This window comes from Ruegeria sp. BHSB064 (genome assembly GCF_059613205.1).
The window spans coordinates 1-19,585 of the sequence record NZ_JBXWSB010000057.1 but is presented as its reverse complement, the minus strand read 5'-3'; the positions used below and the strand labels follow the sequence as shown (position 1 = coordinate 19,585).

Here is a 19,585-nt window from a genome sequence, read left to right as displayed (position 1 = left end):
GGCGGAAAAGCGCCCCTGCAAATGTTCCAAGCATTGCGATTTGGCAACAGCATATTGACGAATTAGCGACATATCGCACCAAAGCTTGGAGAAGATCGGAACAGGATCGTTCAAATCGCTGACGCGCAGACGCCCGCAACCTGTGCAATTTCATATTCAATTTTTGTCAGATTGAAAATAGCTGCAAAACGACTGTGCGCCAAGAACACGCCCCAACACGATATTGAGACGGGGTGTGTGCGAGTGTTTGAACTGCCTTCAACGCTTCTCTATTCTGGCCTGCATCGGGAAAACTGGATGCAAGACCCCATGAAACATACCTTTCTGGCCGCAATAGTCCTGTCTTTGTGGGCCTTCATTCTGGCTTTTCCGGTCGGCGTTTCGGCGCAGACATCCTTGATTCCCGGTTACGGTTCGGGGTCGGGCAGCACATCCGATACCCCGCCCGAAAACGATCTTGCCGCCGCGATCCGTGCCGCCAGCGAGGCTGGCGCGAGTGTGATTGTCATAGACAGCACCGGTCAGGTTGTAACAACGGCGGGTAGCGCCGAGGCAAGCTCAGCCGAAGGCGGCGGTGGGGCAAACAACCCCATGAGCGACGGATCGCAACTGATGAAGGCGCAGGAGCGGTTCTCGAAATTCCGCGATTCGATGCAATCGCGGTTCGAAGCTCTGCCCTATTCGGTGTTCGAGGTGCAGTATATTCTGCGCCAAACCAGCCCCGACGGGCGGATCCAGACCTATGTCGAGGTTCTGGGATGGAACATCCTGTTCCTGCTGCTTGGGCGTTGGCTGTCGATCGAGATTTACGGCAAACGCTTTGCTCGGCGTTGGGTTGTGGCCCGGGTCAAAGACGACCCTGTTGGATACCGCGAAAAGATGCCGTTCCTTGTCTTTCGCTTTTTGATGGGGATTGGCGGCACGATCTTTGCCATGCTCATGGCGCTGATTGTTGGGTATCTGTTCTTCGGCGAGGCCGAGGATATCTCGATCCAGTTTACAGTCACGGCCATCTTCACGGCGTTCTTCCTGGCGCGCACTGTATCCGATTTGTGGCGGATGGTTTTGTCGCCCTATCTGAGCCAATACCGTCTGCCGCCTTTCTCGGACAAAAACGCGCGCAGGCTTTACATCTGGGCGTCGGCATTGGCGACCTACGACATCTCGGTTGTTTTGTTTGCGACCTGGGTCGCGGATTTTGGTCTGAACTACAACGTTTACGCCATGGTTTACGGCGGGCTCACGATGCTTGGCGCGTTGGGCAACGTTCTTATGATCCTGTTCAACGCCCGCGCGATCTCGCACGCGATCCGGGGTGGACGGACGTCGGATCAGGTATCGTGGTTACTGCGGGTCGTGTCCTATGGCTGGGCGCCGGTCCTGATCGTCTACGTCGTGTTCAGCTGGTTTCGTTTGGCCGTTGATCTGGCGCTGGAGAACCCGACGCCGATTCCTCTTATTGCCAGCAGCTATCTGATCTTCATGTCCGTCGTCATCGCCTATGGCGCGATGAATTATTTGCTGGAGCGGTATTTCGACCGGTCCCGCATGATTGACGAAATCAACGAAGAAGCAGCCGCCGCGGATGACGACGTCGCACCGGTGGAAACGCCCGAGGCGGAGCAGCGCAAGCAATACCTTCTGACTTACGAAGATCTGGCCCGCCGGGTGGCTGGCATTCTGGCTTTTGTGATTGGGGCCTATGCGCTTGTCGTCATCTGGTACCCGGACGCGGACTGGAGCCAGGATTTGCCGGTCGAGCGCGCGCTGGATGTAATGGTCATCATCTTCATCGGCTACATCCTGTTTCACTTCTTCCGCATCTGGATCGACAGTAAAATCGCTGAAGAGGTCGATGACGGGAGCGAGGCTGAGCTGGGCGATGAAGGTGGCGAAGGCGGGCAAAGCCGTCTGGCAACGTTGCTGCCCCTGTTCCGCGGTGCCATTCTGGCCGTTGTTGTTGTGACAATCGTGCTGATTGTTCTGATGGAACTGGGCATCAATGTCAGTCCGCTCTTTGCTGGCGCCGGTGTGGTTGGTCTGGCGGTTGGCTTTGGTTCGCAGACATTGGTGCGTGATATATTTTCCGGCGCGTTTTTCCTGTTGGATGATGCGTTCCGCAAAGGTGAATACATCGACATCGGGGATGTCAAAGGCACGGTGGAAAAGATCTCGGTCCGGTCTATGCAACTGCGTCACCATCTGGGTGCGCTGAACACCATTCCTTTTGGTGAGATAAAGGTGCTGACGAACTATTCCCGCGATTGGGTCATCATGAAACTGCCCTTGCGCGTCACCTATGACACGGATGTCGAGAAAGTGCGCAAGCTGATCAAGAAACTGGGTCAGCAATTGCTGAGCGATCCTGTGATTGGCGACAATTTCATCCAGCCGCTGAAGTCTCAGGGTGTGATCGAGATGCAGGATTCTGCCATGATCATCCGGGTCAAGTTCATGACCAAACCGGGCGATCAATGGTTGGTGCGTAAAAAGGTCTACCAGGACATTCGTGAATTGTTTGCCCGGGAAGGAATCAAGTTTGCACACCGTGAAGTGACCGTGAGACTGGCGGAAGGTAAAGAAGCAGAGGATCTGACGCCCAAGCAACGTGAAGCGGTGACCGGAGCAGTGCAGGCTGCAATCGACGAAGATTATCTGGATGACATCGGGCCGGGCGGCGACGACCGATAGGGGCTCTCCCGCCGCTTTGGATTGCGTCTCTGACGAGACGCCACACAAAGCGTTGGGCCGGGGCCGCGCGTTCCGCGCGGCGGTTGGGTCACTGGGCGTTAAAGGGCCAAACAGGCTTGGATGTGCCCAGTTTTGATGCAGGCAGATCCCAGCGCATTGATGCCTCACCGACTTGCAGCGCAGGCTTGAGCCGCTGGCCGGGCCCCCAGCCGGAGGCTTCGGGTTCTGTGTTGTAGTCTGCGGTCGTTGGGCTGATGGGTGCGGCGTCGGCATCCTCCTTGCCGAGAACGGCCAGAAGCTCGGCCGTGCGAGCAAGGGACAGGTGGGCGTGCATGATGGAATTGCCCGATGCGGCCTCTGCCAGCGCTGACAGAACGGCGGCGGCCATCAAATAGCCTGTCGCATGATCCAAAGCCTGAACTGGCAATGGGGTCGGTTTATCTTCGTTTGCCCAGCCCATTCCGGTATGGGCAATACCGGCGCTCATCTGGACAAGGCTGTCAAAACCGCGCCGGGTAGACCACGGGCCTTGCCAGCCATAGGCGTCCAGAGTGACCTCAATCCGGTTCGGGGCAAGCTCATCACGCTTGGCGCGTGTCAGACCCAAAGCGTCCAGCGCGCCCGGTCGATACCCGTGCACAAACACATCCGCCTGAGACAGCAACTCTTGCAGCCGTTTCAGCCCATCGTCTGATTTCAAGTCAAGATAGGCGCAGTGTTTCCCGAGCGAGATGTCGGGGATCACACCCGGCTCATCCCAATCAGGTGGGTCGATGCGCAGAACCTCGGCCCCGAAACCGGCCAATGTGCGGGTTGAAACCGGACCGGCTAGAACACGTGTCAGGTCAAGCACGCGCAATCCTGCCAAGGGCCGTTCGGCAGTTGCCTGCGGCCTATCGCGCAGCTTGACATAGCGCGGTCCCTGCCAACCGATCAGCGGATCGCGTGACACGGCGCGTCCTTGCGGGTGTTCCAGCCACTCAGTGCGGCTTCGCATGGCCGCTGCAACGCCGCCTTCCGCGACCACAGCAGTCTCAAGCTGGGCTATGGACCATGACTTAACGGCAGCGGCCACTTTCTGTCGATCAGGCTGGGCACCAAGGACTTTTAACGCTGCGGCTCGATGGCGGGTCAGGTTGGTATGCAACCTGATCCACCCGTCCGACGCTTTGTAATCACCAGCGACGGCATCCCACAGGCTCGGCATTTCCCAACCGTCTGGTTTGAAGGAGTAACCGAACCAAAGGGACGCCAGCCGGTGATCGACGGTGCTGTCAGGTGTGGCAGAGGACAGGTTGAGCGCTTGCATCAGCCGGGCCATTTCGTGACCAACCGCAGCAAAGCTGGCTGTGGCCAGTTCGGACACAGCGAAAGCACTTGGCAATGCGCCTTCACCAGTTCTGCGATAGCTGTCTACAGCCGGAAGTGTGGCGAGGAGGCTCATTGCTGATAGGGGTCAAGGCTGTCGCGCAGCCCGTCACCAAGGAAGTTGAAAGCAAGCACCACCACAATGATTGGCAGCATCGGGATGGCCGTCCAGGGATAGATCTCGATCGACGCGAGGTTTTGCGCATCATTCAGCATGACGCCCCAACTGACAGCAGGTGCCCGCAAGCCCAACCCAAGGAAGCTGAGTGCTGTTTCCCCCAGGATCATGGCCGGGATCGACAACGTGGCAGATGCGATCAGGTGCGACATGAAATTCGGCAGCAGGTGTTTTCGGATTACGCGGCCTGAGCTTGCGCCCATCATTTCAGCCGCGCGCACATATTCTTCCTCACGCAGTGAAAGGAACTTGGCGCGAACAGAGCGTGCGAGGCCCGGCCAATCGAGTATGCCCAGAATGATCGAGATGATGAAGAAGACCGCGACCGGGCTCCAATTCGATGGCACTGCGGCAGACAGGGCCAACCACAGAGGCAGTTCCGGCAACGAGCGCAGAATTTCGATGACCCGATTGATGGTCCAGTCGATGCGCCCGCCGAAATAGCCCGCCATCGAACCGAAGAGGATGCCAAGAAAGAAAGACACAGAGATGCCGATCAAGCCGACCGTTAAGGACAGCTGCGCACCATAGAGGATGCGGCTGAAGATGTCGCGGCCCAGCCGATCAGATCCCCACAGGAACAAGGTGGCCCCTTCGGGTGCGCAAAACAAATGCGTGTCGGATGGTATGAACCCGGCCAGACGGTATTCTGACGCTTCGCAAAAGAACCTGATGGGGCGTGGGTCGTCTGTGTCGGGCACAAATTTCCACTGGAATGTCTCAAGATCCGCTTCGGCAACAATGGGATATACATGGGGGCCAATAAACTCGCCTTCGTGGAACCAGTGAACCGATTGGGGCGGGGCATAAAGGTGCTCGCCATTGCGGTCGTTGGGCCCATAGGGCGCGATGAACCCGGCAAAGGGCAGCATCAGGTAGCAAAACAGCAGGAAAATGCCCGAGATCAGGCCAAGCTTGTGAGTGCGGAATTTGCGCCAGACCAGCACCCAGTTTGGTGCGTCCAGATCCGCACGCTCCAGTTGCTGAACAGACGCCTGCGGGTCAAAAGGCGCGTCATCGACAAAGCGGTCATCGGGACGGTCAGTCATGCTTCACGCCCCTCATAACGGATGCGCGGATCGAGCATCACCAACAGAATATCCGAGATCATCGTTCCGATCAGCGTCAGCAAAGCGACAAACATCAGAATGAAGGCCGAAAGGAACTGGTCCTGCGTTTTCAAAGCCGTCAGCAGGGTTGGGCCAATGGTTTGCAGGCCCAGAACAACAGAAACCAGAACCGAGCCTGACACCATTGACGGAAGCAGGTTGCCGATATCGGCCACGAAAGGGTTGAACGCCACGCGCAGTGGGTATTTGGTCAGCATCCGCGACGGGGCCATACCTTTGGCAATCGCAGTTTCGACATAAGGCTTGCCAAGCTCATCCAGCATGTTCGCCCGCAGGCGCTGCATCATGGCCGAGGCCCCCGATGTGCCGATCACAAAGGTTGGCACGATCAAGTGAATGAGGATGGATTTCAGCTTGTCCCAACTCATCGGCTCGCCTTCGAACTTGGGATCCATAAGGCCGCCAATGGGCAGGTTGAAATACTGGTGCCCGTAGTAGAACAAGATCAGAGCCAACAGGAAGTTCGGTGTGGCCAGGCCCAAATATCCGACAAAGGCCGAGGTATAATCGATCCATGTGCGCGACCGCGCAGCGGCTATGACGCCCAATGGCAGCGCCACTGCATAGACGAACAGAATTGCGGCCAGGTTGACCACAACAGTGAGCCAAAGCGTATCGCCAACAATTTCTGAAACAGGTCGGTCAAATTCAAACGACCAGCCATAGTTCCCTTGAATCAATCCAGAAAACCCGTGTGGTCCAGGCCAGAACCCCATCCAGATCAGGTATTGCTCCCAGATGGGACGATCCAGAGCGTATTCCGTACGCAGAAACTCGGCCTTGGCGACACCAGCAGATTGGCCCGAGGCCTGAAGCTCGGCGATCTGGTTGCTCAGATAGTCACCGGGCGGCAGGTTGATGATCGTAAAAATCAGAACAGAGACCACCAACAGCGTCAGCAGCATCGTGAAGAATCGATACACCGCATAGCGCAGCATGACCATTTTGCTGCTCCTGCTTAGTCGGCGAAAAAGAACTCATCCGGGCGATGGATACCGAAATGCGCGCCGGGTTCCCATGCCCACATGGCCTGTTCCGGTACGTTGCGCAGACGGTTTGATACAACGACGGGCTGGGGTGCGCCGTTTAGGATGCCAATTGCATACAGCTGATCCGCATGGATTTTCAGCATTTCCGTCCAGGCAGCTGTGCGTTCTTCATCGCTTGTGGCGATTTCCCAGTCATGGGCCAGTTCCATCAGGCGCTCGGCTTCGGGCATGTCGGGGGCTTCGCCAGCCTCGCCTTTTGTCTGGTAAAACTGACCCCATTTGGGCCAGGCGAGGAACACTTGATCGGTAGGTGCCAGATAGGCAGGTGACGTATGTGCCTGCGGGATGCCATCATCCCATCCAAACCAAACTGACGCCATCGAGTTGCCCGCAAACACGCGGTTGCGCAGAATGTCGCGGTCCAATGGACGCATCACCAGCTTGACCCCGATCTCGCGCCAGTTGTCGGTGACAATCTGCAGGGCGTTCTCGACCTCTTGCCGTTCACCGGCGGTTTCGATGATCAACTCCATCGGACGGCCATCCGGCAACAGACGGATGCCATTCTTGTCGCGCTGAGTCAGGCCGGCCTCGTCCAGCAGGGCATTGGCCTGATCAATATCGTACTGCGCCCAGGCTGCGGCGTTCTCTTCACTGTAGAAAGGCGATGCGGGCAGCACGGACATCGCCGCAGGCCGTGCGAGTTTGAAATACAGGGCCTGATTGATTGTGTTGCGGTCGATAGCCAACGACAAAGCGCGTCGAACGCGAACGTCACGCAACACGTCGCGCCAGACGTCATCTGCAAAGTTGAGGTTCGGATAGATCGCGACCTGGGACGCGACGCCGGTTTTCCAGAGCAGGGTTTTGTAACCACCCTGTGCCTCACCTTTTTTAAGGATCGACGCGTCCCGGAAGGCCAAGCCGCGACCTTGCAGATCGCTTTCACCTGCGTTGGTCTTCGCGGCGACAAGGCCGGGGGCCACAATCTCCATCTCGACCACGTCAATATAGGGAAGCTGCACCCCGTTGCTGTCGATGCGGTGGTAATAGGGGTTGCGCACGAAGTTGTGGCGGATCTTTTTACCTGAGCTTGCGTTCAGCCAAGGTTGCAATGTCGGCAGTTCGTGGTTGTCGAACTTGTAAAGGTTGTCCAGCTTGTTGTGCAACGCGGCCCAGCTTTTGACCCTTGCGTCCTCAACCAGAAACGCCAGTTCCTCGGGATCGGCGTATTTCTCGTGATATTGTTTGAGGAACGCTGACGGTCGGTAGATAAAGGGTGGTCGGGCATTCGCCAGCGTTTGCAGGAAGTCTGGGTTTGGATCCTCCCATTCGAAGATCACCGTGGTTTCATCAGGGAAGGTGACAGTGGGTGACTTGCCTTCGACGATCAGAAACTCAAGCGGGCCCGAGGGGCTGAGCAATTCGTTATTGGCGACCTCTTCCCACCAATAGCGGAAGTCTTCTGACGTAAAGGGCGAGCCATCCGACCATTTATGCCCTTCCCGCAGTTTCAGCGTGAACTTGCGATTGTCTTCGTTCTCGAAAGACGCCAGCAGGTCGGGCACAATTTCATAGTCCTGGTTAAACCCGACAAGGCGAGCATAGCCATAAACGACCATTTGGCGGATATCTTTCGACCGCGTCACCATCGTACGCAAGGTGCCACCTTGGGTTCCGAATTCGCGACCTTTGGCGGCCAGATCAACAACCAGCGGTTCTTTGGGAAGACGTTCTTCAACAGGCGGAAGATTGCCGGCCTCAACCTCAGAGCTCCAGAAGGTGCTTTCCTGAGGGGCAGGAACGGTTTCTGCCGTCGCGGGCAGCATCCCCGACAGGGCCAGCATTGCGGCCAGGATCAGGGGGCGAGTGGTCTTAAACATGGCAACGTACCTTATGGCCCGGTTCCAATTCCACCAATGAAGGTATCACGGTGTCAGAGAAACGGAAGGCTTCTTCCCAACTGTCCGGCGCGCCGGCGCCCAGAGAGACCAATTGCAGGTCAATCGGACGGTTGATGTCGGGTTCGGGTTGAGCGGCAATCAGCGCCTTGGTGTAAGGGTGACGCGGATTGTAGAAAAGCGTTTCGGGCGGTGCCTGTTCGACAATCAGGCCGCGCCGCATGACGGCAACTTCATCAGCGATCCGGGCGACAACGGCCAGATCGTGCGAGATAAACAGATAAGACAGGTTCAGACTGTCTTGCAGGTGTTCCAACAAGGTCAGGATCTGCTCCTGAACCGAGACGTCCAGAGCCGAAGTAGGTTCGTCACAAACAATCAGCTGCGGGTCCAGCATCATGGCGCGGGCCACTGAAAGGCGCTGCCGCTGCCCGCCGGAGAAAGCGTGGGGATAGCGTTTCAGCATGTCTTCTGTCAGGCCAACGCGCTGCAGCATCTCGGCCGCCTTCTCGCGCTGTTCAGCCACGGTGCCGATCTTGTGGATCTCAAGCGGCTCGGTCATTGCGTCTTGGATACGCATGCGGGGGCTCAGCGAACTGTAAGGGTCCTGAAACACCATCTGCGCTTTGCGCTGAAACGCCGTGCGCTGGGCACGCGTCATGCTGTGTACCGTGATTGGGTCAGCGTCCGGCGCGGTGCGGAACAGAACTTCGCCGCCGGGGTCCGGCAGTTCCGCCCCCAGTGCAATGCGGGCCGCCGTTGTCTTGCCTGATCCGCTTTCCCCAACAATGGCCAGCGTTTTTCCGCGCGCCAGATTAAGGTCCACTCCGCGGCAGGCATATATGGCCTTGTCGGCCTGCCATCCCTTGCTGGACCTCATCGTATAAGTCTTGGACACGCCCTTCATCTGAAGGATCAGATCCTCGTCAGGCATGGGAATCCCTACGGCATCCTGATCCGGTATTGCGGGTGCGGCGTCGAACAATTGTTTGGTATAGGGATGCGCCGGGGCGGTCAGGATCGGCGCGGCGGGGCCAGATTCCATGATGCGGCCCTTGTGCATGACCACCACCTGCTCGGCCATATTGGCAACCACGCCGAGGTCATGGGTGACGAGGATCAGCGCCATGCCGGTCTCGCGTTGCAATTCCTTTATAAGACCAAGCACCTGTGCCTGTGTCGTAACGTCAAGCGCAGTGGTCGGCTCGTCCGCAATCAGAAGTTCGGGCTTGGATACCATTGCCATGGCGATCATGGCACGCTGTCGCATGCCACCCGACAGCTCGAACGGGTACGAGTCATAGGCACGCTGCGGGTCTGGAAAGCCCACGCGGTCAAACTGGGTCAGAACCTGTTTCCGGGCTTCAGCCTCGGACAACCCGCGATGCAGCCAAAGGACTTCGCTGACCTGATTGCCGATCTTGTGCAAAGGCGAAAGCGAGCGCATGGGTTCCTGAAAGATCATCGAAACCCGGTTGCCGCGAATGTTGCGCATCTCGCGTTCTGAGATCGATGTCAGTTCAGACATCCCTTTGGAATCGTTCAAGGTTATGGTGCCGCTGCGGATCTGTGCGGAACGGGGTAGAATACGTAATGCAGCCCGGCATGTGATGGTTTTGCCCGATCCGGATTCACCCACCAATGCAAGCGTCTGACCGGCCTCGACGTCGAAGTTCACATCCGTGACCACGGAATTGCCCGTACCAAAGCCAATGCTCAGGTTTCTGACGGACAACAACGCGCTCATGCGGGTTTTCTACCCGTTTGGCCAAGAGGTAACATCGGTTGTTTCAACTCCCCGTGATTTTTTCATCAGTGTCGCGCGGTTCCGCCCATCTAGTCAAACCCGTTCTTAGGCTGAAATGTCGCGGAAATGTGAAACTTTGGGCTTCATCGCTACACAAAGTCTTGAGAATTTGTCATCTAGAGCGGCATCGGGCGCATCTATGCTTCCGATTGGTATCAAGGAGATATTTACCGGTGTCCGAGAATCAAAGCCGTCTGGATCTGTTCATCGACCGCATGGTGTCGCAGCGTGCCTGTCTGGATTTTGCCATAGCGCATACCCACGGCATGGCCGGTCCGGTGTTCGAGCTGGGTCTGGGCAACGGACGCACGTATCACCATCTGGTGCAGCATACGGATGAGCGTCCGGTTTACGTGTTCGAACGCGCGGTCGCCTCGCATCCGGATTCCACCCCGCCCGAGGATCGGGTGATCCTGGGCGATGTGCGCGAGACGCTGCCGGCATCGGTTGACCGGTTTGGAGCGACCGCAAGCCTGATCCATGCGGATCTGGGCGGGCACAACCGTGAAAAGAACGATAAATTTGCGCGCTTCGTGTCGCCGCTGATCGAGCCATTGCTGGCGCCGGGTGGCCTGATGGTGTCGAGTGACCGGATGTATTTTGAAGGGCTGACGGAAATGCCGCTGCCCGCAGGCGCTGTCGAAGGGCGCTGTTTCATTTACCGTCGCTGACCGGAAAGGGGCACAAGTATGATTTTCTACGATTGCTCAACAGCCCCCAACCCCAGACGTGCCCGCATGTTCATTGCGGAAAAAGGGCTTGAGATCGAAACCCGCGAGGTCTCAATCGCTGAAGGCGCGCAACTGAGCGAGGCGTTTCGCGCCATCAATCCGCGCGCGACTGTGCCTGTACTGGTCACAGATGAGGGCGCTGTTCTGACCGAGAACCTGGGTATCGCTGCGTATCTTGAAGCGCATTGCCCCGAACCGCCTTTGATGGGCCGAACACCAGATAAAAAAGGTCTGGTCCTGATGTGGAATGCGATTGTCGAACAGCAGGGTGGTTTGCCCATCGCCGAAGCGTTGCGCAACAGTCACCCCGCCTTCAGGGACCGCGCCATTCCTGGCCCGTTCAACTATGCTCAGATCCCGGAACTGGCGCAGCGGGGAAAAGATCGCGTGGCGCGGTTTTTCGATCTTTTGGAGGCGCGGTTGACGGAAAGCCGCTTTATTGCAGGGGGCGAGTTTACGCTCGCCGATATTTCGGCCTTTGTTTTTGTGGATTTTGCGCGGGTGATCAAAATGCGAATTCCCGAAGGCAACACCGCCACAACAGCCTGGTTTGAACGCATACAATCCCGTCCGAGCGCCAATCTGTAGAAACCGGATCTCCTAACACAGCAGACTTGTGACACCGACTGTACAGAAATGTCTAGACAGAAGTGAACAGTGTCACTAGCGTCTCCCCAGAGTCTGTATTGGGGAGAGGTTCGGATGAAATCTCAGTATCGCGTTGTGGTCATTGGGGGCGGGGTTGTTGGGGCCTCGGTTCTGTATCACCTGGCCAAGTTCGGCTGGTCCGATGTTGTTATGCTCGAACGGCGGCGATTGGCGTCCGGGTCTTCTTGGCACGCGGCGGGTGGCATCCATGCACTGAACGCTGACCCGAACATGGCCACATTGCAGGCCTATACCATCGACCTTCTCAGCGAGATCGAAAAGGAATCGGGCCAGAATATCGGTCTGCACATGACAGGTGGCCTGACCCTTGCCGGAACGCCCGAACGGTGGGAGTGGTTGCAGGCCAATTACCGTATTTTCCAGTCCATCGGGATCGACGATTGCGAGCTACTGACACCGCAAGAAGCGCAGAAACGCTGCCCGATCATGTCGACGGATGGCGTGATCGGGGCCATGTGGGCGGATCGTGAAGGGTATATCGACACGACGGGAACAGTGCAGGCTTATGCTACAGCAGCCAAAAAACGTGGTGCTGAGTATTACGAGGAAACCAAGGTCGAAGAACTGATCCAGACCGATGATGGCTGGCATGTTGTGACCGACAAAGGCACCATTACTTGCGAGCATGTCGTCAACGCTGCGGGTCTCTGGGCCAAGCAGGTCGGACGAATGGCCGGGGTCGAATTGCCGGTGTCGCCGCTTAAGCACCACTATCTGATCACCGACACTGTGCCAGAAGTTGCTGCCGCCGATTTTGAGATGCCCATGACCGTGGATCTTGAAGGGTTCACCTATATGCGGCAGGATCAAAAAGGTGTTCTGGTCGGCATTTATGAGGTCGATCACGAGCACTGGGCCATGGATGGTGCGCCGTGGAACTACGGTGAAGAATTATTCCAGGAACAGCTCGACCGGATTGAGAACGAGCTGACCCTGGGCTTTGAGCGTTACCCCTCGATCCAAAATGTTGGCATCAAGACATGGGTGAACGGGGCCTTCACGTTCTCGCCAGATGGCAACCCGCTGGTTGGGCCTGTCCCCGGCAAACGTGGCTATTGGTCGGCTTGCGCTGTGATGGCGGGCTTCCTGCAAGGGGGTGGCGTTGGCAAGACGCTGGCCGAATGGATGATCCATGGTGAGCCCGAGGCCGATGCTTGGTCCATGGATGTGGCCCGTTACGGCGATTATGCACAGAACAAACGCTATATTCGCGAAACCACGGGGCAGTTCTATTCCCGCCGTTTTGTGATGACCTATCCGAACGAACAGCTTCCCGCAGGCCGTCCGCTGAAGATGGCCCCGGCACATGACGCAATGACAGAAGCGGGCTGCAAATGGGGCGTCAGCTGGGATTTGGAGGTGCCGCTGTATTTCGCAGAGAAAGGGTTCGAGGAAACGCCGACACTCAAGCGCTCCAATGCACATGACATCGTGGCGGAAGAGTGCAAAGCCATCCGTGAGGGTGTGGGCCTGATGGATATCTCGGGCTTTTCGCGGTTTGAAGTCACCGGCCCGAATGCCAAAGCGTGGCTGGACAGGGTTATGGCCTCGAAATTGCCTGCGCCGGGGCGTGCGAAGCTTGCCCCGATGCTGGGTGAGGATGGGCGGCTCAAGGGTGACCTGACCGTGTTGAACTGGGGCGACGGTACCTGGTGGATCATGGGCAGCTATTATCTGCGCGCCTGGCACATGCGCTGGTTCGACGATCACATGATTGACAGGGTCGAACTGCGCGATCTGGGCGAGGAATATTGCGGCTTTGCCGTGGTCGGACCGAAATCGCAGACCGTGGTCGAAAAGCTGGCGGAACAGGACATTTCTGGCCTCAAGTTCATGGGCTGTGGCGATTTCGACATCGGCCTTGTTCGGGCTCGTGTGGCGCGCATGTCGGTGACAGGCGAAAAAGGGTACGAAATCAACTGCCGCTACGGTGACCATATCAAGCTGCGCCGTATCTTGTTGGAGGCCGGCGCCGAAGAGGGCATTCGGGAGGTTGGTTTCAACGCCATGGGGTCGACCCGGTTGGAAAAGAGCTTTGGCATTTGGTCAGCGGAATTCACGCAAGCCTATACCCCCGGTATGACCGGCATGGATCGTTGGATAGACTGGGAAAAAGAGTTTGTCGGTAAAGAAGCCGCGCTGGCTGAACGTGATGGCAATGGTCCGGCACAGGTGCAGGCGACGTTGGAAATCGATGCTGTGGACGCGGATGCCAGCGGTTACGAGCCGATCTGGGCCGATGGTGAACGCGTCGGTTTCGTGACCTCGGGCGGCTATGGGCATTGCACCGGCAAGTCGCTGGTGATGGCCTTGATCGACCGCGACAAGGCTGAACCGGGCACGGAACTGTCCGTCCATGTGGTGGGCGTGGAACGGTCGGCACGGGTGATTGCGCCGTCGCCCTATGACCCGCAGGGCAAAGCGATGCGAGGCTAATCATGACCGCTCAGGACAGAGGACGCAGGCGGCGTGGACGGGGGGCTGAGGCAGCCCCGCCACCCAGCCGCGATGTGAACTATCGCCAACTCAGGAATCCCTTTCCTTTGATGGAAGTATTCCCGGCAGATCAGATCGCCGACATGCATGAGACTGCTTTGCGGACGCTGGAGGAGTTGGGTGTTAAATGTCTGCTTCCCGAGGCGCGCAAACTGTTCAAACAAGGTGGTGCACGTGTGGATGAAGACAGCGAAATGGTCTTCATCGGGCGCGAGATGGTTGATGCTGCAGTAGCCTCGGCCCCCAAATCTATTGATTGTCGGGCCGGAGCGCGGCGGCGGGACTTCACGCTTGAACTGGGTTCGCTGGTTTTTCAACCGGGTGCAGGCGCGCCGAACGCAACCGATCTGGAACGGGGACGTCGCCCCGCGACAGGGCAGGATTATCTGGAGTTTCTGAAGCTTACGCATCATTTCGATGTGTTCCAGATGATTTCCCCTCAGGTCGAGCCGCAGGACGTGCCGACCCATCTGCGCCACTATTTCACGACACAAGCGCAGATGGAGCTGACGGACAAGTTCCCTTTCTTTTTCTCGCGCGGCACACCGCAGGTGATGGATTGCTTTGAGATGCTGTCCACTGCCCGTGGCCTTTCGGATGATGAATTCCGCGGCAATGCGCATTGCTACACGATTATCAACACCAACAGCCCGCGCACGTTGGATATTCCGATGGCGCAAGGTCTGATTGACTTTGCACGGCATGGTCAGATGTCGATCATCACGCCGTTTACCCTGATGGGGGCGATGGCGCCGATTACGGTGGCCGGGGCGATTACGTTGTCCCATGCCGAGGCGCTTGCCGCTTTGACCCTGACGCAGTTGGCCAAGCCCGGTGCTCCGGTCTGTTATGGAACGTTCACAAGCAATGTGGACATGAAATCCGGTGCGCCTGCTTTCGGTACGCCGTCACATTTTCAGGCGTCCCTGGCGGCTGGGCAACTGTCGCGGCATCTTGGACTGCCTTGGCGGTCTGCTGCCGGATCAGCGTCAAACATCAACGATGTGCAGGCTGCGAACGAGAACCAGTTTGGTTTGTGGGGGTGTCTGATGGCCGGGGCGACCGTGATCATCCACTCTGCCGGCTGGCTTGAGGGAGGTCTGACCGTCTCTTTCGAAAAACTGGTCTGCGATGCTGAGGTCCTGAACATGGTGGCCGAACTTTGCGCGGGTGCGCAGGCGGGCACGGCCGAGATCGGATATGATACTGCCTTGCGCGAAGTAGAACCCAGCGGCCACTTCTTTGCCTCAAGCCAGACCATGGAACGTTACAACACCGAGTTTTATCAACCGCATCTGCACGATTATGCAAACTTTGGCACCTGGACCGAGCGAGGTGCAGTAGATGCAAACCACCGGGCCACCGGCGTTTGGAAGGGTATTCTGAATGACTTCAAAGCTCCAACAGTTGATGGTGACAAATTGGGTGCCTTGCACGATTTCATCGATCGCCGAACCGCCGAAGGCGGTGCGCCGCCGGAGAGTTGAATGAATACCAAACCTGTCCTGCATCGCGACGACCCCGAAGCCGAACCCCTGGTCGGCAACATCAAGGTCACGCGTGACGACTGGCTGAACGTGGCGATGGATGTGCTGATTTCGGACGGCGTGGACCAGATCAAGGTTCTGAACCTTGCCGAACGGATGGCTGTATCGCGATCATCTTTCTATTGGTATTTCAAGTCCCGGCAAGAGTTGTTGGATGCGCTGCTTGCCCGCTGGCAGGCGACCAACACGGCCGCTTTGATCGCACAGGCCGAAGCCCCGGCCGAGACGATCACAGCAGCCGTTTGCAATGTGCATCGATGCGTGGTGAATACAGAACTGTTCGATACTGCGCTGGACTTTGCCGTTCGCGACTGGGCGCGCAAATCCGGCAAAGTGCGGCGGGCGCTGGACCAATCCGATGCACGGAGGCTTGAGGCGCTGCACGCTATGTTTGCCCGTTATGGCTATTCCGACATCGAAGCCGAGACTCGCGCGCGCGTGTTGTATTACATGCAGATTGGTTACGATCTGGCGCAATTGAACGAGCCCATAGAAACCCGGATTTCTATGGTTCCGCATTACCTCTACGCTTTCACCGGCGTTGAGCCGAAACCTGAAGAAGTCGAAGAATTCAGCGTGTATTCAATGCGCTATTGGAAAGGAGAACTGACATGAGTCAACCAGACGCCATCATTATTGGAACCGGCGTGATCGGCGCAGCAATCGCGTTCGAGATGTCCAAGGCAGGTTGGAAAACTTTGTCACTGGACCGTAACACTCAGGTCGGTCACGGATCTACCGCCGGGTCCTGCGCCATTATCCGGATGCATTACTCGACCTTCGACGGGACCGCCTTTGCATGGGAAGGTTACCATTATTGGCGGGACTGGGCCGATTATTTGGGTCTGCCCGAAGATGCCAATCTGGCCCAGTTCCGTGAAACCGGATGTCTGGTCATGAAGACCGAGGCAAACGGCATGTTGGAAAAGCATATGCGCAATTCGTCGGATTTGGATTGTCCGTACGAAGAATGGTCGGCTGAGAAAGTGGTCGAGCGCCTTCCGGTTTACTCGCTGGACAGCTTTGCCCCGGCGCGTCGTATGGATGACCCCGAGTTTGGTCACTCCAACGGGCGAAAGATGACCGGCGGCGTTTATTGGCCTCAGGCGGGGTACGTCACCGATCCGGCCTTGTCTGCACAGAACCTGATGGATGCCGCGAAACAGCATGGGGCCGAGGTGCGCACCGGCGCTGAAGTCACTGAAATTCTGACTGAAGGTGGCCGCGTTTCCGGTGTCAAATTGGCGTCTGGCGAGGAAATCCACGCCAAGGTCGTGGTCAACGTTGCGGGGCCGGGTTCGGCGATCATCAACGAGATGGCCGGTGTTCTGGATGACATGACCATCAAAACCCGTCCCTTGCGGCAAGAGGTTGTGCACGTCCCGGCGCCGGAAGGGTTCGACTTTGAAAATGACGGAACCATCGTCTCGGACAGCGACATCGCCTGTTATTGTCGCCCGGAACATGGAAACCACATCCTTGTTGGATCAGAAGACCCGGAATGCGATCCGCATCAGTGGTGCGAGGACGATGTGAACTATAACCGAGAGTTCACTGATCAATGGACCACGCAGGCGATGCGTTATGCGCAACGTGTCCCCAGTCTTGGCATCCCGTCGAAAACGCGGGGCGTTGTTGACCTGTATGATGCATCGACTGACTGGATTCCGATCTATGACAAATCCAGTCTTCCGGGGTTCTACATGGCCTGTGGTTCCAGCGGGAACCAGTACAAAAACGCGCCGATTGCGGGTAAGATGATGACGGCCCTGATCACCTATTGCGAAGGTGGCGCTGATCATGATGCAGAACCGTTGCAGTTCGAGCTGCCCTATATCAAGCGGAACATTGATGTGGGCTTCTATTCCCGCAAACGCCCGATCAACGAAGAAAGCAGTTTCTCGGTGCTGGGCTAGTCACGGGCTGTAAACGATCTACGTCTTGCGGGGCTGGCAACGAAGGTGGCCCTGCTATGACCGACAAACAGACCAAAGTTTTGATCCTGGGAAGTGCCCCTTCGGCGTTGGAGGCACAGACTTGGTCCCGCACGCCTTTCACGCATATCGTCGCAATCAATAACGCTTGGCGCATTCGCAAGGATTGGGACTTCCTGATCCATCCCGAAGACTTTCCGATTGACAGACGCCCAACGGATATCGGCCCCACTCAACGCATCGTCACGGCGGAGGATTACGTCCCACGACAGAACGAATATGGTGGGTTCGTTTATGCGGGTGGAACCATGGCCTTTACTGCGGGGTATTGGGCGTTGTCGGCTTTGAACCCAGCTGTAATGGCGTTCTTTGGATGCGATATGGTGTATTCTGGTTCAGGGCAGACCCATTTCTACGGAACCGGAACCGCAGACCCGCTGCGAGATGATGTGACACTGCGTTCGCTTGAAGCAAAATCCGCACGCCTTGGGCTTTTTGCAGCCGCACAAGGGTGCAGAACCGTACGGTTGTCCAGCGGGCCGAGCCGATTGGTTTTTCCCTCGACCAGCCTGTCGAACCTCTCGGCATTACCGCTTGTCGATACAGTTGGAATGCGTGCAGCACAGCAGGCCGAACAGGACCTGGGTTATTCTGTTGAGTCGGGCCGGTATTGGGAGGTTGAACACAAGTTCGATCCGGCAAAGATCGATGCGCTGGACAGACTGTGGCTGCAAGCCTATCGGGCGGGCGCGTTGGACAACGCAGCGTAGTCTGCTTCAGGTTGCCGCGAAAGTGACCCAGGCCCAGACCATCGCCACATATGTCAGGTTGTGCATCAGTTGATCCAGCCCGGCCGCGCGCCAAAATGCGGCTTGGGAAGGTTCCAGGCGATTCTTGTCGGAATAACTGGCTTTGACGAAATCAATATTGAAATGGATGATCCATTCCAGCGCCGCGACGATCAAAATGAAAAGCAAAGGCGCACCAAACACCGCAAACACAATTACAGAGCCCGCGACATGCACAGCAGCATGTTGCGCGCGTCCCAAGTGAAAATACTCACCACGTCCAGCAAGCATTTTCGGTGTCTGGAGGTAAAAGTCAGCGAACATATGCTTTACAAGCAGCAAGCAAAGCATAAGGAACACTGCGCCAAAACTGGCAGTCAAAAGAACCCTCCCGATATCGTCCTGTTGACCACTCTAGGCAATTAGATGGGCATACGTAAATGAACTAGTTCACATAAGCTTAAGAATCCGCGTAATCGGGAAAAAAATTGCTAATTGTGTCTGGATGGCAGTAGAGTCATGCTGTTGAATTTGCGTGGATAACATCTGAACCGCGTCGACGGTCAGCAGCAGGGGCAGGTTCCATAGAACGCACGATTTTCCGCTTTATCTGGAAGTACTCCAAACGCGACCAGCTGATCTTGCTGGCCGTGACAGCCACATTGTTCCCGCTGCTGTACCTGACGCTGGAACTGCCAAAGCGCATCATCAACGACGCGATTGGTGCACCCAACCCAGAAGTAACCATCTGGGGCTATACGATGTCGCAGACGAATTTTCTGGTTATTCTCTGTTTTGCGTTTTTAGCGGCCGTGTTGGGACACGGCCTGATGAAAATGCGCATCAACACCATGAAGGGTGTGCTAAGCGAGCGGATGCTGCGACGCTTTCGCTATCAGTTGATCAGCCGCGCATTGCGCTTTCCGCAACCTTATTTCGAGCGGGTCAGCCAAGGTGAAATGGTGTCGATGATCACCGCTGAAAGCGAGCCGATGGGCGGGTTGATGGGGGATGCGATCAGCCAGCCGGTGTTGCAGGCCGGTCAGATGATCACGATCCTGACCTTCCTGTTTTTACAGAGTTTTTGGTTTGGTTTGGCCGCTGTGGCTTTGATCCCGGTGCAAGCCTGGCTGATCCCCAAGCTGCAACGCCAGATCAACCTGCTGAACAAAAAGCGTATTCAGGAAGTGCGGGTGCTTGCGGCCCAAATCGGTGAAAACGCTGCAGGGGCGTCGACGCTGCGCACCAACGGCGGCTGGCGGTATCGCCGGGCGATGATCTCGGATCAGTTGGGGCGGTTGTTCGGCATCCGGTTCGAGATCTACCAGAAGAAGTTCTTTATGAAATTCATAAACA

The 19,585-nt window shown here is 57.0% G+C and carries 15 protein-coding genes; 9 read left to right on the top strand and 6 right to left on the bottom strand.

Annotated features, from left to right (window positions below; translation table 11 throughout):
* Positions 1-309 precede the first annotated feature (309 nt).
* Positions 310-2,691, top strand: coding sequence for a mechanosensitive ion channel domain-containing protein (locus AC2FNU_RS14130; protein ID WP_496789505.1), 2,382 nt, complete (start codon positions 310-312; stop codon positions 2,689-2,691).
* Positions 2,692-2,779: 88 nt separating this feature from the next.
* Here the strand turns inward: AC2FNU_RS14130 and AC2FNU_RS14125 are convergent, their stop codons facing one another.
* From AC2FNU_RS14125 to AC2FNU_RS14105, 5 genes are read right to left on the bottom strand one after another with little or no spacing between them, the layout of a single operon-like run.
* Positions 2,780-4,135: a CoA transferase gene (locus AC2FNU_RS14125; protein WP_496789502.1), complete on the bottom strand. Its 1,356-nt coding sequence runs from the start codon at positions 4,133-4,135 to the stop codon at positions 2,780-2,782.
* Positions 4,132-5,286 carry an ABC transporter permease gene (locus AC2FNU_RS14120; RefSeq protein ID WP_496789500.1) on the bottom strand — a complete coding sequence of 385 codons (1,155 nt, stop codon included), beginning with the start codon at positions 5,284-5,286 and terminating at the stop codon, positions 4,132-4,134. The genes AC2FNU_RS14125 and AC2FNU_RS14120 overlap by 4 nt, the downstream gene beginning before the upstream one ends.
* A complete protein-coding gene (locus AC2FNU_RS14115) occupies positions 5,283-6,311 on the bottom strand; it encodes an ABC transporter permease (protein ID WP_171094404.1) in 1,029 nt (342 codons plus the stop codon). The genes AC2FNU_RS14120 and AC2FNU_RS14115 overlap by 4 nt, the downstream gene beginning before the upstream one ends.
* Before the next feature lie 14 nt (positions 6,312-6,325).
* Positions 6,326-8,239 (bottom strand): ABC transporter substrate-binding protein, encoded by a 1,914-nt coding sequence (locus tag AC2FNU_RS14110; protein ID WP_496789495.1) that lies wholly within the window; start codon positions 8,237-8,239, stop codon positions 6,326-6,328.
* Positions 8,232-10,004, bottom strand: coding sequence for an ABC transporter ATP-binding protein (locus AC2FNU_RS14105; RefSeq protein ID WP_496789493.1), 1,773 nt, complete (start codon positions 10,002-10,004; stop codon positions 8,232-8,234). Before AC2FNU_RS14105 ends, AC2FNU_RS14110 begins: the two co-directional genes overlap by 8 nt.
* A gap of 233 nt (positions 10,005-10,237) precedes the next feature.
* Here AC2FNU_RS14105 and AC2FNU_RS14100 point away from each other — a divergent pair, with 233 nt between their 5' ends.
* The 7 genes from AC2FNU_RS14100 to AC2FNU_RS14070 all read left to right on the top strand — a co-directional run bounded on the left by AC2FNU_RS14100 (position 10,238) and on the right by AC2FNU_RS14070 (position 18,211).
* Positions 10,238-10,735 (top strand): class I SAM-dependent methyltransferase, encoded by a 498-nt coding sequence (locus AC2FNU_RS14100; RefSeq protein WP_496789491.1) that lies wholly within the window; start codon positions 10,238-10,240, stop codon positions 10,733-10,735.
* Between the two features lie 18 nt (positions 10,736-10,753).
* On the top strand, positions 10,754-11,383 hold the full coding sequence (locus AC2FNU_RS14095; RefSeq protein ID WP_496789489.1) for a glutathione S-transferase family protein: 630 nt from the start codon (positions 10,754-10,756) through the stop codon (positions 11,381-11,383).
* A gap of 114 nt (positions 11,384-11,497) precedes the next feature.
* Positions 11,498-13,900, top strand: a complete 2,403-nt coding sequence (locus AC2FNU_RS14090) for a GcvT family protein (RefSeq protein ID WP_496789487.1) — start codon at positions 11,498-11,500, stop codon at positions 13,898-13,900.
* Positions 13,901-13,902: 2 nt separating this feature from the next.
* Entirely contained in the window at positions 13,903-15,447 is a 1,545-nt protein-coding gene (locus AC2FNU_RS14085; RefSeq protein ID WP_496789485.1) for a trimethylamine methyltransferase family protein, read from the top strand.
* Positions 15,448-16,122 (top strand): TetR/AcrR family transcriptional regulator, encoded by a 675-nt coding sequence (locus AC2FNU_RS14080; protein WP_496789483.1) that lies wholly within the window; start codon positions 15,448-15,450, stop codon positions 16,120-16,122.
* Positions 16,119-17,423 carry an NAD(P)/FAD-dependent oxidoreductase gene (locus AC2FNU_RS14075; protein WP_496789481.1) on the top strand — a complete coding sequence of 435 codons (1,305 nt, stop codon included), beginning with the start codon at positions 16,119-16,121 and terminating at the stop codon, positions 17,421-17,423. The genes AC2FNU_RS14080 and AC2FNU_RS14075 overlap by 4 nt, the downstream gene beginning before the upstream one ends.
* A 56-nt stretch (positions 17,424-17,479) precedes the next feature.
* Positions 17,480-18,211: a hypothetical protein gene (locus tag AC2FNU_RS14070; RefSeq protein ID WP_496789477.1), complete on the top strand. Its 732-nt coding sequence runs from the start codon at positions 17,480-17,482 to the stop codon at positions 18,209-18,211.
* Positions 18,212-18,217: 6 nt separating this feature from the next.
* Here the strand turns inward: AC2FNU_RS14070 and AC2FNU_RS14065 are convergent, their stop codons facing one another.
* Complete coding sequence (locus AC2FNU_RS14065; protein WP_480801232.1) at positions 18,218-18,580, bottom strand: DUF3307 domain-containing protein; 363 nt, start codon at positions 18,578-18,580, stop codon at positions 18,218-18,220.
* Positions 18,581-18,768: 188 nt separating this feature from the next.
* Here AC2FNU_RS14065 and AC2FNU_RS14060 point away from each other — a divergent pair.
* A partial coding sequence (locus tag AC2FNU_RS14060; protein WP_496789523.1) for an ABC transporter transmembrane domain-containing protein occupies positions 18,769-19,585 on the top strand: 817 nt, incomplete at its 3' end.

What these genes read in the sequence shown, in the direction of transcription:
- AC2FNU_RS14130 (WP_496789505.1), top strand. Translation starts at nt 310, where the DNA reads ATGAAACATACCTTTCTGGCCGCAATAGTCCTGTCTTTGTGGGCCTTC.
- AC2FNU_RS14125 (WP_496789502.1), bottom strand. Translation starts at nt 4,135, where the DNA reads ATGAGCCTCCTCGCCACACTTCCGGCTGTAGACAGCTATCGCAGAACT.
- AC2FNU_RS14120 (WP_496789500.1), bottom strand. Translation starts at nt 5,286, where the DNA reads ATGACTGACCGTCCCGATGACCGCTTTGTCGATGACGCGCCTTTTGAC.
- AC2FNU_RS14115 (WP_171094404.1), bottom strand. Translation starts at nt 6,311, where the DNA reads ATGGTCATGCTGCGCTATGCGGTGTATCGATTCTTCACGATGCTGCTG.
- AC2FNU_RS14110 (WP_496789495.1), bottom strand. Translation starts at nt 8,239, where the DNA reads ATGTTTAAGACCACTCGCCCCCTGATCCTGGCCGCAATGCTGGCCCTG.
- AC2FNU_RS14105 (WP_496789493.1), bottom strand. Translation starts at nt 10,004, where the DNA reads ATGAGCGCGTTGTTGTCCGTCAGAAACCTGAGCATTGGCTTTGGTACG.
- AC2FNU_RS14095 (WP_496789489.1), top strand. Translation starts at nt 10,754, where the DNA reads ATGATTTTCTACGATTGCTCAACAGCCCCCAACCCCAGACGTGCCCGC.
- AC2FNU_RS14090 (WP_496789487.1), top strand. Translation starts at nt 11,498, where the DNA reads ATGAAATCTCAGTATCGCGTTGTGGTCATTGGGGGCGGGGTTGTTGGG.
- AC2FNU_RS14085 (WP_496789485.1), top strand. Translation starts at nt 13,903, where the DNA reads ATGACCGCTCAGGACAGAGGACGCAGGCGGCGTGGACGGGGGGCTGAG.
- AC2FNU_RS14080 (WP_496789483.1), top strand. Translation starts at nt 15,448, where the DNA reads ATGAATACCAAACCTGTCCTGCATCGCGACGACCCCGAAGCCGAACCC.
- AC2FNU_RS14075 (WP_496789481.1), top strand. Translation starts at nt 16,119, where the DNA reads ATGAGTCAACCAGACGCCATCATTATTGGAACCGGCGTGATCGGCGCA.
- AC2FNU_RS14070 (WP_496789477.1), top strand. Translation starts at nt 17,480, where the DNA reads ATGACCGACAAACAGACCAAAGTTTTGATCCTGGGAAGTGCCCCTTCG.
- AC2FNU_RS14065 (WP_480801232.1), bottom strand. Translation starts at nt 18,580, where the DNA reads ATGCTTTGCTTGCTGCTTGTAAAGCATATGTTCGCTGACTTTTACCTC.